Source organism: Streptomyces sp. NPDC006393 (genome assembly GCF_040628575.1).
Taxonomy (GTDB): Bacteria; Actinomycetota; Actinomycetes; order Streptomycetales; family Streptomycetaceae; genus Streptomyces.
Genome location: NZ_JBEXZD010000009.1, coordinates 102,492 through 114,516, shown reverse-complemented (window position 1 = coordinate 114,516; position 12,025 = coordinate 102,492). Strand labels below are relative to the sequence as shown.

General features: G+C 72.5%; 10 protein-coding genes and 1 riboswitch. Of the genes, 8 read left to right on the top strand and 2 right to left on the bottom strand.

Features of this window, described 5'->3' with window-relative positions; genetic code table 11:
- Positions 1 to 15 precede the first annotated feature (15 nt).
- From ABZ484_RS07030 to ABZ484_RS07020, 3 genes are all read left to right on the top strand, one after another.
- The gene (locus tag ABZ484_RS07030; RefSeq protein WP_358864839.1) at positions 16 to 345 is read left to right on the top strand and encodes a DUF3618 domain-containing protein; all 330 of its coding nucleotides are present in this window, start codon (positions 16 to 18) and stop codon (positions 343 to 345) included.
- Positions 346 to 388: 43 nt separating this feature from the next.
- Positions 389 to 748 (top strand): co-chaperone GroES, encoded by a 360-nt coding sequence (locus ABZ484_RS07025; RefSeq protein ID WP_358864838.1) that lies wholly within the window; start codon positions 389 to 391, stop codon positions 746 to 748.
- 114 nt (positions 749 to 862) lie between these two features.
- A riboswitch (guanidine-III (ykkC-III) riboswitch) is annotated at positions 863 to 925 on the top strand.
- Between the two features lie 36 nt (positions 926 to 961).
- Complete coding sequence (locus tag ABZ484_RS07020; protein ID WP_358864837.1) at positions 962 to 1,282, top strand: multidrug efflux SMR transporter; 321 nt, start codon at positions 962 to 964, stop codon at positions 1,280 to 1,282.
- 10 nt (positions 1,283 to 1,292) lie between these two features.
- Here ABZ484_RS07020 and ABZ484_RS07015 read toward each other — a convergent pair whose 3' ends face one another.
- The gene (locus tag ABZ484_RS07015; protein ID WP_358864870.1) at positions 1,293 to 3,602 is read right to left on the bottom strand and encodes a transglycosylase domain-containing protein; all 2,310 of its coding nucleotides are present in this window, start codon (positions 3,600 to 3,602) and stop codon (positions 1,293 to 1,295) included.
- 1,419 nt (positions 3,603 to 5,021) lie between these two features.
- Between ABZ484_RS07015 and ABZ484_RS07010 the strand changes: the two genes are divergently transcribed.
- The 4 genes from ABZ484_RS07010 to ABZ484_RS06995 all read left to right on the top strand — a co-directional run bounded on the left by ABZ484_RS07010 (position 5,022) and on the right by ABZ484_RS06995 (position 8,741).
- Positions 5,022 to 5,822, top strand: a complete 801-nt coding sequence (locus ABZ484_RS07010; RefSeq protein WP_358864836.1) for an ABC-2 family transporter protein — start codon at positions 5,022 to 5,024, stop codon at positions 5,820 to 5,822.
- 151 nt (positions 5,823 to 5,973) lie between these two features.
- Complete coding sequence (locus ABZ484_RS07005) at positions 5,974 to 6,777, top strand: ABC transporter permease (protein ID WP_358864869.1); 804 nt, start codon at positions 5,974 to 5,976, stop codon at positions 6,775 to 6,777.
- A gap of 15 nt (positions 6,778 to 6,792) precedes the next feature.
- Positions 6,793 to 7,845 carry an ATP-binding cassette domain-containing protein gene (locus ABZ484_RS07000; RefSeq protein WP_358864868.1) on the top strand — a complete coding sequence of 351 codons (1,053 nt, stop codon included), beginning with the start codon at positions 6,793 to 6,795 and terminating at the stop codon, positions 7,843 to 7,845.
- 149 nt (positions 7,846 to 7,994) lie between these two features.
- The gene (locus ABZ484_RS06995; RefSeq protein ID WP_358864835.1) at positions 7,995 to 8,741 is read left to right on the top strand and encodes a DUF1707 domain-containing protein; all 747 of its coding nucleotides are present in this window, start codon (positions 7,995 to 7,997) and stop codon (positions 8,739 to 8,741) included.
- Positions 8,742 to 8,784: 43 nt separating this feature from the next.
- On the opposite strand, the gene ABZ484_RS06990 is transcribed toward ABZ484_RS06995, so the two are convergent.
- Positions 8,785 to 10,140 carry an SGNH/GDSL hydrolase family protein gene (locus ABZ484_RS06990; protein WP_358864834.1) on the bottom strand — a complete coding sequence of 452 codons (1,356 nt, stop codon included), beginning with the start codon at positions 10,138 to 10,140 and terminating at the stop codon, positions 8,785 to 8,787.
- A gap of 444 nt (positions 10,141 to 10,584) precedes the next feature.
- Here ABZ484_RS06990 and ABZ484_RS06985 point away from each other — a divergent pair, with 444 nt between their 5' ends.
- The gene (locus ABZ484_RS06985; RefSeq protein ID WP_358864867.1) at positions 10,585 to 11,847 is read left to right on the top strand and encodes a DUF445 domain-containing protein; all 1,263 of its coding nucleotides are present in this window, start codon (positions 10,585 to 10,587) and stop codon (positions 11,845 to 11,847) included.
- The last annotated feature ends 178 nt before the right edge of the window (positions 11,848 to 12,025 follow it).

Sequence of the window (12,025 nt, the reverse complement as noted above, 5' to 3'; positions counted from 1 at the left end):
TGCGGAGGCGGTACGGTGGCGGACACGGCGGACACCAGGACCCCGGCTGAGATCGAGGCGGACATCAGGCGCCGTCGCGAGGTGCTGGCCGAGACGCTCGACGAGATCGGCGTGCGGGTGCACCCGAAGACCATCGTCGCGGACGCCAAGGCGAAGGTCACCTCCCATGTCGACCACACCCTCGGACGGGCCTACGTACAGGTCAACCGGGTCGTCAGCGATGTGCGCGCCCAGTTCGTCGACGGGGACGGCGCGCCTCGTCTGGAGCGGATCGTGCCGGTCGCGCTGGTCGCCGTCGGGGTCGTCGGGCTGCTCGCCCTGGGATCGCGCAGGCGCCGGGGCTGACCCAGGCGCGTACGGACATGCTGAAGGCAGGTAGGTTCGAGGCGTGAGCGCCAACAGAAACGAGCACAGCACCCCCCATCACGACAAGCTTCCCATCCGGATGCTGCACGACCGGGTTCTGGTCAGGCAGGAGACCGGCGAGGGTGAGCGGCGGTCGGGGGGCGGCATTCTGATTCCCGCCACCGCGGCGGTCGGGCGGCGGCTGGCCTGGGCGGAGGTCGTCGCGGTCGGGCAGAACGTGCGGACCGTGGAGCCGGGTGACCGGGTCCTGTTCGACCCGGAGGACCGGGCCGAGGTGGAGGTGCGGGGCACCGCGTATGTGCTGATGCGTGAGCGTGATCTGCACGCCGTGGCCGCGGACCGGTTCGAGGGGTCGGAGGACTCCACCGGTCTGTACCTGTGAAGTGACGGAGCCCAAGGGGCTGGTGACCGTCGTCACCAGCCCCTTTGTCGTGCCCCTTTGTCGTGCCCCTTTGTCGTGCTCCTGGTCGTGCTCCTTGGTCGTTCCGTTCGTTTTGCTAGCCTCGGAGGGAGCCCGACGAGACGCGCCGTACCGGGATGCAGGCAAAGACGACGCACCCCCGTTCCTCAGTGAATCGTCTCGGAGGTGCCCGTCGTGGCCTGGGTTCTGCTTGTCGTCGCCGGTCTGCTGGAGGTCGGCTGGTCGATCGGGATGAAGTACAGCGAGGGCTTCACCCGGCCCGTCCCCAGTGTGCTGACCGGGGCCGGGATCGTCGCGAGCATGCTGCTGCTGTCCTACGCCTCCCGTTCCCTGCCCATCGGTACCGCCTACGGCGTGTGGGTGGGCATCGGGGCGGCCGGTGCGGCGGTGCTCGGCATGGTGGTGCTGGGGGAGCCGGCGACCGCCGCCCGGATCTTCTTCGTGTGTCTGCTGCTGGTGGCGGTGGTGGGGCTGAAGGCCACCTCCGGTCACTAGTGCCCCGGCACTAGGTGGGGTTCTGGCCGCCCCATGTGCCCGTGTCCGTGCCGGTGGTCGTCCCGCCGTCGCCGGTGGTGCCCCCGCTCGGGCTGGTGCCGCCGGTCGTGCCGCCGCCCGTGGTCGGGGTGGATCCGCCCGCGCCGCCCGTGGTCGGGGTGCTGCCTCCCGTGACTCCGCCTCCGGTGGTGGTGCCCGTGTCCGTGCCTCCGGTGGTCCCGGTGCCTCCGGTGGTGTCGCCTCCGGTGGCGTCGCCCGGGGTGCCGGTGGTGTCGCCGGTCGTGCCGCCGGTCTGACCCTGGCCCTGGCCCTGGCCCTGGGTGTCCTGGCCGCCGGTGTCCGTGCCGGTGGTGGTGCCGCCGTCGTCCTGGCCGCCGGTGCCGGGCGTCTCCACCGCACCGCTGGACGGCGGCGGCTGCGTCTGGTCGGCGCCGGGCTGGAGCTGGAGGTCGAAGTCGCTGGCCAGGGTGTTCTTCAGGGCGTCGCCCATGAACTGGGCCCAGATGCTGCCGGGCGGGCCGCTGCCGTTGATCCGGGCCAGGCCCAGGGCGCCGTAGAGCGGCTTGTGGGCGGCGGTGACCGGGTCCTGGCCCATGACGGAGACGACGGTGGCCAGGTCGGGGGTGTAGCCGGCGAACCAGGCGGCCTGGTCGTTCTCGGCGGTGCCGGTCTTGGCGGCGGCCGGGCGGCCGATCGCCAGCGCCGGGGAGCCGGTGCCGTTCTGGACGACGGACCGGAGGACCGCGGTGGTGGTGTCGGCGGCCTCGCGGCTGACGGCCTGCGAGGTGGCCCGCTCGGGCAGGTCCACCACGTCGGCGCCGTCCCTGGTGATCTTCTTGATGATCGTGTACGTGCCGTGCTTGCCGTGGTTGGCGAGGGTCGCGTAGGCCTCGGCCATGTCGAGGACGCTGGCCTGCGCCACGCCGAGCGCGATGGACGGGCTGCCGATCAGCTCCGGGGCGTCGGACGGCACGCCGAGGGCGACGGCGGTGTCCTTCACCTTGTCGGAGCCCACGTCGACGGCCATCTGCGCGTACACCGCGTTGACGGACTTGTCGGTGGCCTCGCGGACGGTGATGTTGCCGTAGGAGCGCTGGTCCTCGTTCTCGGGGGCGTAGTAGCCGCCGTTCCAGCCCTGTACGGGCCGCTTGTTGGTGCCGTCGTAGATGGTGTTGGGGGTGATGGGGCGGCCGTCCGCGGTGTCGGAGTGGTTCTGGACGGCGGCGGTGAGGACGAACGGCTTGAAGGTGGAGCCGACCTGGAAGTCCCGGCGGGTGGCGTTGTTGGTGAACTGCTTGACGTAGTCGATGCCGCCGTACATCGCCACGACCTCGCCGGTCTTGGGGTCGACGGCGGCGCCGCCCGCGCGGACGTACTTGTCGACGGGGTTGTTCTTCTTGTCCAGCTTGCTCATCACCTGGTCATTGACCGCCTTGACGAAGGCGTCCTGCTTGCTCTTCTGCAGGGTGGTGGTGATGCGGTAGCCGCCCGCGGCCAGCTCGTCCTCGCTGAGGATGTTGTTCTTGGCGAGGTAGTCCTTCACGGCGCGCACGAGGTAGCCGCGCTGTCCGGCCATGTTGGTGGGGACGGTGGCCTCCTTCGGCATCGGGAACTTCATGCCGGCCCGCTCGGAGGCGCTGAGCCAGTTCTTCTTGACCATGCCGTCCAGGACGTAGTTCCAGCGGGCGACGGCGGCGGTCTTGTTCTCGGGGTGGGCGGTGACGTCGTACTCGCTGGGCGCGTTGACGAGCGCGGCGAGGTAGGCGGCGCGGGCCGGGTCGAGGTCCTTGGCCTTGACGCCGTAGTAGGCCTGGGCTGCGGCCTGGATGCCGTAGGCGTTGCGGCCGAAGTAGCTGGTGTTGAGGTAGCCCTCGAGGATCTTGTCCTTGGGCTCGTTGCGGTCCAGCTTGATCGCGATGAAGAACTCCTTCACCTTGCGGGTGACGGTCTGTTCCTGCCCCAGGTAGTAGTTCTTGACGTACTGCTGGGTGATCGTGGAGCCGGACTGCTTGCCCTTGCCGGTGGCGGTGTTCCAGCCGGCGCGGATCATCGCCTTGGGGTCGACGGCGGACTCGGTGTAGAAGTCGCGGTCCTCGGCGGCCAGTACGGCGTGCTGGGCGTCCTTGGAGACCTCGGCGAGGGTGACGTTCTCGCGGTTGATGTCGCCGTCGCGGGCGATCTCGGTGCCGTCCTCGTAGAGGTAGACGTTGGCCTGCTTCATGGCGAGGGCGTTGGCGGGCGGGATCTTGACCAGGGAGTACCCCAGGAAGAACGCGCCGATCACCAGCAGCACGACGGTGAGGAACCCGCCGAGCACCATGCGCCAGGTCGGCACCAGCCGCCGCCACCCGGTCCGCTTGGCCCGCTTGGACTGCTTGGGCCGCTCGGACTGCTGGGGTTGGTGGGGCTGGTGGGGTTGGTGGGGCTGATCGGGCCGCTCGTCTTCACCGCCGTCGGCGGCGAGCCGCGCCCTCGGGAGGTCCGTCGCGGGGGCGGCCGGGCGGCCTGCCGAGGGACCGCCCGCAGGGCCGCCCTGGGCGGCAGCCCCCGCGCGGGCGGCTACGCCGGGACCGCCGGCAGCGCCTGCGGCACTCGTGGCACCCGGGGCGCCTGCGGCACTCGCGGCACCTGCGGCGCCGGCACCGGCGGCCCATGAAGGCCTGAGGACGGTGGTGTCCTCGTGCTCGCCGGTGGGCTCGCGGCGGTTGCCGCCGTCGCGGCCCGCGGAAGCGTCGGCGTCGGCGGCGGCCCATGAGGGCCTGAGGACGGCGGTGTCGTCGCGTCCGCTCGTGGGGTTCGCGTGGTCGCCCTTGTCGCGGTCCGCGGGGATGCCGGGGCGGCGCCCACTCGCGGTGGGTGCCGTGGTGCCTGCCTCGCCGCCTGCCTCGCCGGCCGCCGCGCGGCCCGCCGCGGGGGTGTCGCCGTGACCCCGGCGGGCCGCCGCCGCGTCGCCCCCTTCGGAGGAACCCGCGAGGTCACCCACGGCGGCCCTCTCGCCGCCGTCGCCTCCCGCCGAGGTCCCGCCCGTGCTGTCGACGGTGGACCTGCCGGCGCCTTCCGCCGCGCTCCCGGCCGTGGTCTCGGCTCGGTCACCGCCGGCGCCTCCCGGCCGCCCGCCTGCGGCGGCCCCCGCGCGGCCTTGCAGCGCTGACTCGTCGCGGCCCTGACCGGCGGACGCGTCGCGTTGCTGTCCGGCGGTCCCGGCGGTGCCCCGCGTCGCAGATCCGGAGCCGCCCTGTCCGGTGCCCGCCGCGCTGTCCCGTGCCGCGGAACCCTCGGCGTCCTCCCCGGCCGCCCCCTCGGGATTCTCTCCTGCGCCCCCGGCCGAGTGCCGTGCCGCGGAGCCCTCGGGCTGCCGGGTGGCGGGCTCGGCGGAGCCCTCGCCCGCGGCGGCGGGCCGGGGCCCGGGTGCGGGCTCCGGTGGCCGGGTTCGGCCGGGTCGGTGTGCGGTCGCCTCCGGTTCGGCGGACCGCGGCTGCGGCTGCGGCTGCGCCTCCGCCTGTGGCTGCTCGGCCTGCGGCTGCGGCTCGTCGCTCATCTCGTGCACGGACTCCTGTTTCGCGTCGTACGTCGCCGTACGCCCTCATGCGCCTTCTGCGCCCCCAGATGAAGACTCTCGTACCAAGCGTTCCGTTCCCGGTCGCGGGCAATTGTCCGGGGCGGAAAACGCGTGGCACGCCGCCTCGCGCGCGCACTAGGCTCCTGCGCTTCGGTGTCGGTGGACCTTGGAGGGCGTGACGTGGGCGCTGGACGGTTGTACGCGGCCGTCGCGGCGGGGGGATTCAGACGGTACGCGACGTATCGGGCGGCCACGGCGGCCGGGGTGTTCACGAACACGGTTTTCGGGCTGATCCTCGTGTACACGTACCTTGCGCTGTGGGACGTCCGCCCGCACCTGGGCGGCTACGACCGGGCCCAGGCCGTGACGTACGTATGGCTGGGACAGGCCTTTCTGTCCACGCTCGCGATCGGCGGTGGCGGCGTCGAGGACGAACTGATGGAACGCATCCGTACGGGTGACATCGCCATCGACCTGTACCGGCCCGCCGATCTCCAGCTGTGGTGGCTGGCCGCCGACCTGGGCCGCGCGATGTTCCAGCTGGTGGGCCGCGGGATCGTGCCCTTCGTGTTCGGGGCGCTGTTCTTCCCCGTCGCGCTGCCCACCGACCCGCTGACCTGGGCGGCGTTCCTCGGTGCCGTGCTGCCGGCGATGCTGGTGAGCTTCGGGATCAGGTTCCTGGTCGCGCTGAGCGCGTTCTGGCTGATGGACGGGACCGGCGTGGTGCAGATGGCGTGGCTGGCCGGGTACTTCTGCTCGGGGATGCTGCTGCCGCTGAACGTCTTCCCGGGCGCGCTCGGCGAGGTGGTCCGGGCGCTGCCGTGGTCCTCGCTGTTGCAGGCCCCGGCCGACGTACTGCTGGGGCACGCCGATCCGCTGAGCACGTACGCCTTCCAGGGAGCGTGGGCGGTGGCGCTGCTGGCGGCCGGGCGGCTGTTGCAGTCGACGGCGACGCGGCGGGTGGTGGTCCAGGGTGGCTGAGATCACAGGGGTGGGGCCCCAGGGGCGCCGTACGGACGAGGAGACCGAGGCCACGCCCGAGCCCGCAGCCGAATCCGAATCCGCACCCGCGCCCGCACCCGCATCCGCATCCGCGCCCGCACCCGCATCCGCCTCCGCGTCCCGCGGCCGGCTGGCGGACGGCCTGCGGGCCTACCGTCTGATCGCCGGGATGTGGCTGCGTTCCACGATGGCCTACCGGGCCTCCTTCGTCATGACCACGCTCGGGAACTTCGCGGCGACCGCGCTGGACTTCGTGGCGATCCTGCTGATGTTCTCCCGCGTGGACGCCCTCGGCGGCTACACACTGCCGGAGATCGCCTTCCTCTACGGGCTGACCAGCATCTCCTTCGGGCTGGCCGACCTCGCGATCGGCTCGATGGACCGACTGGGCCGGCGGGTGCGCGACGGCACGCTGGACACGCTGCTGGTACGCCCGGCCCCGGTGCTCGCGCAGGTAGCCGCGGACCGGTTCGCACTGCGCCGCCTGGGCCGTGTCACGCAGGGCGCGCTCGTGCTGGCCTACGCCCTCGGCTCGCTCGACGTGCACTGGACGGCCCCGAAGATGCTGCTGATGCCCCTGATGGTGCTGGGCGGCGCGGCGATCTTCTGCGCGGTGTTCGTCGCCGGGGCGGCCTTCCAGTTCGTGGCGCAGGACGCCTCCGAGGTGCAGAACGCCTTCACCTACGGCGGCACCACGCTGCTCCAGTATCCGCCGACGGTGTTCGCGCGGGAGCTGGTGCGCGGGGTGACGTTCGTGCTGCCGCTGGCGTTCGTCAACTGGCTGCCCGCGAGCTACGTGCTCGGGCGGCCGTATCCGCTGGCGCTGCCGTGGTGGACGGCGTTCGCCTCGCCGCTGGTGGCGGTGGCCTGCTGTGCGCTGGCGGGGCTGGCCTGGCGCGTGGGGCTGCGCTCGTACCGGAGCACGGGAAGCTGAAGGGACATGGAACCCATGGAACTGGACGGACCGGGTGGCGGACTGGAAGAACCGGGTGGCGGACTGGACGGACCGGGTGGCGGGCCGGACGGGGCGTTCATCGAACTCGACCGCGTGGAGAAGGTCTTCGACGTGCGCAAGAAGACCGGTTTCCTCAAGCGTGAGCGGCGGCGGGTGCGCGCGGTCGACGCGATCTCCTTCTCCGTGGCGCGCGGGGAGATGGTCGGCTACATCGGCCCGAACGGCGCCGGCAAGTCGACGACGATCAAGATGCTCACGGGCATTCTCACCCCCAGCGGCGGCCGGCTGCGCGTCGCCGGCATCGACCCCTCCCGTGAGCGGACACGGCTCGCGCAGCGCATCGGGGTGGTGTTCGGGCAGCGTACGACGCTGTGGTGGGACCTGCCGCTGATCGACTCCTACCGGCTGATGCACCGCATGTACCGCATCCCCGACGCCCGTTACCGCGAGAACCTCGACCGCTGTGTCGAACTCCTCGAACTGGCCGACCTGCTGGACGTCCCGGTACGCCAGCTCTCGCTCGGCCAGCGCATGCGCGGCGACATCGCGGCGGCCCTGCTGCACGACCCGGACGTCCTCTACCTGGACGAGCCGACCATCGGCCTGGACGTCATCAGCAAGGCGAGGGTCCGCGACTTCCTGCGCGACCTGAACGCCGAGCGCGGCACGACGGTGCTGCTGACCACGCACGACCTCCAGGACATCGAGCAGTTGTGCTCGCGGGTGATGGTCATCGACCACGGGCGTCTGATGTACGACGGCCCGCTCGCCGGGCTGCACGAGGCGGGCGAGAGCGAACGCACCCTTGTGGTCGACCTGGAGCGGGAGCTGCCGCCGATCGAGGTGCCGGGCACGCGCGTGGTGCGCGTGGAGGGGCCGCGGCAGTGGCTGGCCTTCCCGGCCGCCGAGTCGGCGGCGCCGCTGGTGGCGCGGATCGCGGACCGGTACCCGCTGGTGGACCTGTCGGTGCGGGAGCCGGACATCGAGGCGGTGATCGCCAAGATGTACGCGGGTTCGGCGGCCGGTGCGGAGCGCGCGGTGTCGTAGCTCCCAGCGCGTGCGGTGCCGTAGCTCCCGGCGCGTGCGGTGCCGTAGCTCCGAGCGCGTGCGGTGTCGTGGCCCGGAGCGCGCGGTGTCACCGGCTGGGGCGCGCGGTCTCGTAGCCTGGCGGGCGGGGAACTCGTAGGCTGCTCCACATGACCGACGATGCCCCGGAGCTGCGCGCCTCCGACGCCGATCGTGAACGAGTCGCCGAGATCCTGCGGGACGCCCTCGCCGAAGGTCGCCTGGACATGGCGGAGTTCGAGGAGCGCCTGGATGCGGCCTACAAGGCGCGCACCTACGGGGAACTGGCCCCGCTCACCCGTGACCTGCCCGCCGCGCAGGCCGCCGCCCCGGCGGTGTCCCTGCACAAGGCCCCCGAGGAGAGCGGGAGTTGGGGGAGCCGTGTGGTCGGCGGCGAGGGCTCCTCGTCGTGGGCCGTCGCCATCATGTCCGGGTTCCAGCGCAAGGGTGCCTGGACCGTGCCCAGGCGGTTCAACTGTTTCTCGTTCTGGGGCGGGGGCGAGATCGACCTGCGCGAGGCCAACTTCGCCGACCGCGAGGTCGAGATCAACTGTGTCGCGATCATGGGCGGGATGCAGATCATCGTGCCGCCCGGCGTCGAGGTGATCGTGCGCGGCATCGGCATCATGGGCGGCTTCGACCACCGTGAGCAGGGCGTACCGGGGGAGCCGGGCGCCCCGCGCGTGATCGTGACGGGCTTCGCCTTCTGGGGCGGTGTAGGGGTGGAGCGCAAGCTCACCAGGGCGGAACGGATGCGGCTGAAGGAAGAGCGCCGCCAGGAGAAGCTGGACCGCCGGGCCGAGCGCCGCGAGCTTCAGGCGGCCCGCCGTGAGGAGCGCTGGGAGGAGCGCGACCGCCGCAGGCACCGCCACCACTGACGGATCGGACCGACGGATCGGACCGACGGATCGGACCGACGGATCAGACCCCCCTCTGGACCGCCCCCCGCAGGCTCTCCAGGCCGAACGCCTCGCCCATCCGCCGGTACCCCAGGTCGCTGGGGTGCAGATGGTCCCCGGAGTCGTACGCCTCGCGCAGCCGCCGCGGGTCGTAGGGGTCCCGCAGCGCCCGGTCGAAGTCGACGACGCCGTCGTACACCTCGCCGGCCCGGATGGCGTCGTTGACCTGCTGCCGTACCGTCTCCCGTGCCGCCGTCCACCCGGGGTGGCCCCCGACGGGCGTCAGGGTCGCGCCGACGACCCTCAGCCCGCGCGCGTGGGCCTGCCGTACGAGCGTGCGCAGCCCGGCGACGATCTTCGCCGGGTCGGCCGGCTCCCGGTTGCGCAGTATGTCGTTGACGCCGAGGTCGACCACGACGACCTCGGCGTTCGTGCGCTCCAGCACGTCCCGGGAGAAGCGGTGCAGCCCGCTGGGGTTGTCGGCGGGCCGTCCGGGCCCGTCGGTGAGTATCCGGTTGCCGCTGATGCCCTCGTTGACGACGCTGTAGCGGGGCACGTCCCGGTCCGCGGCGACGGCGGCCCGCAGCCGCTCCGCCAGGACGTCGGTCCAGCGGTGGTTGGCGCCGACGGTCGAGGTGATGCCGTCGGTGATCGAGTCGCCGAGGACGACGACGGTCCCGTCCGCCTGGTCGCCGAGCAGGTCCAGCGCGGTCAGGTAGCGCCAGTACGGCGTCCGCTCGGTGTACGGCGTGCCGGTGGTGTCCTCGGTGTGGTCGCCCTGGGCGACGTAGGAGGTCTGGCGGGCGCGCGGGTGGTAGGTGACCGGCCCGGAGGGGGTGGGGGAGTAGGTGGTGACCAGGACGTCCGCGTCCTGCGGTACGGCGATGCGGACGGCGTCGCTGACCACCTGCCCGCCCGAAGGTATGACGACGCTCGGCGTGCCGGAGAAGGTGAGCCGCCGCATCGTGTCCGCGGCGGCGGCAGCGGTGCCGTCGGTGCCGGTGCCCCCGGCGGCGGCGACCGCGATCGAGGCGTGGGCGATCGTCAGCGGCGACTGGCCGTACAGATTGGACAGCGTGATACGGGCACTCGTACCCGCGACGCTCGTGTGCACGACGTTGCGCACCGAGCGGCCCGCCATGCCGGTGGTCTCCGTGCCGGGTTCGGCGGCGGCGGGGGCGGCGGCCCAGGCCCCCACCCAGACGGCCGTGGAGGCGGGTGCGGCGGAGTCGTGCCGGCCGTGCCGGACGGCGAGGGAGTCCTCGGGTGTGCCGTCGCCGGAGGCGAGCACGCCGTACAGGGCGGCGGAAGCGGCCACGATCAGCGCGACGGTCGCGGTGATCGCGGCGAGCAGGCCGTAGCCGTGACGCCTGGTCATATGGGTGATGTTCTCCTCCGGCGGCGGGAGCCCGGCGCTCCCGTCCTCGTCCGACAGACGCCGGGAACTTCTGTCGCGTTCCGGGAGTCGGTCAGGCAGGGACAATTGTGTACGGGACCCGTGGGCGATCATCGAACGGGTGGCCCCGAAGGCTCCGGAGCACCTCGGTGCGGCCGGAGCCCGACGGACCGGAACGGAGCGGAACGGAGCGGACCGGAAGGGAGCGCACCGGAGGACCGGCGCGGACCGATCGACTGGCGCGGACCGACGGACCGGAGCGGACCGACGGACCGGAGCGGATCGACGGACCAGAGCGGATCGGCCGACCGGCGCGGAGCCGAACGGGTCGAGTGGATGGAACGGTGGATGGAACCAACGACACAGACCGGCCCGGAAGCGGCACAGGCGCAGGCGGAGGCGGAGGCCGCCGTCTCGCGCCGCGCGATGACCGTGTTCAGCCCCGCCGACGAGGAGCGCCGGCGCGGTGTGCGCCGGATGAAGCTGACCGCGACCGGACTGCTGCTGTTCGTGGCCGTGGTCTACGTCCTCGCCAAGTGGGCCGAGCACCGGGGCGCGGGCGCCTGGGCGGGCTATGTCGCGGCGGCGACCGAGGCGGGCATGGTGGGCGCGCTCGCCGACTGGTTCGCCGTCACCGCCCTCTTCCGCCACCCCCTGGGCCTGCCCATCCCGCACACCGCGATCATCCCCACCAAGAAGGACCAGCTCGGCGTCTCACTGGGTGAGTTCGTCGGCGAGAACTTCCTCTCCGAGGACGTCGTACGGCTGCGGCTGCGCGCCGTGGGGATCGGCAGCCGCCTGGGCGCCTGGCTCGCCCACCCGGAGCACGCGGACCGGGTGACCGCCGAGCTGGCCACCGCGCTGCGCGGGGCCCTGACGGTGCTGCGCGACTCGGATGTGCAGGCGGTGGTCGGCGAGGCGATCACCCGCCGGGCGGGCGCGCAGGAGATCGCGCCCGGCCTCGGCAAGATGCTGGAGAAGATCGTCGCCGACGGCGGCCACAGACGCGTCGTCGACCTGGTCGTCACGCGTGCGCACGACTGGCTGGTGCTGCACGGCGACTCCGTGATGGACGCGGTGCAGGGCGGTGCGCCCGGCTGGACCCCGAAGTTCGTCGACCGGAAGGTCGGGGAGCGCGTCTACAGGGAACTGCTGCGTTTCGTCACCGAGATGAGGGACATGCCCAGCCATCCCGCGCGCGGGGCACTGGACCGCTTCCTCACCGACTTCGCCTCCGACCTCCAGTCCGACAGCGACACGCGCGCGCGGGTGGAGCGGCTCAAGGGCGACGTGCTGGGCCGGGGCGAGGTCCAGGACCTGATCGCCTCCGCCTGGACGGCCGTACGATCCATGATCGTCGCGGCGGCGGAGGACGAGCACAGCGAGCTGCGCCTGCGCGTGCGGGCCTCCCTGCTCTCCCTGGGCGCCCGGATGGCCGTGGACCCCAAGGCGCAGGGCAAAGTGGACCGCTGGGTGGAGGGCGCGGCGGTGTACGTGGTGACGACGTACCGCAGGGAGATCACCTCCCTGATCACCGACACGGTGGCGAGCTGGGACGCCGAGCACACCACCCGCAAGATCGAGGCCCACATCGGCCGCGACCTTCAGTTCATCCGCATCAACGGCACGGTGGTGGGCTCGCTGGCGGGGTTGCTGATCTACACGGTGTCGCGGGTGCTGGGGGCGTAGGGGGAACGGTCGTGGCGGAGGGCGTAGGGGGAACGGTCGTGGCGGAGAGCGTGGGGCGAGCGGTCGTGGCGGAGGGCGTGGGGCGAGCGGTCGCTGCGGGGGCCGTGGGGCGAGCGGTCGCGACGGAGGCAGGGTGGCGACGGAGGCAGGGCGGCGAGCGGTCATGACGGAGGCAGGG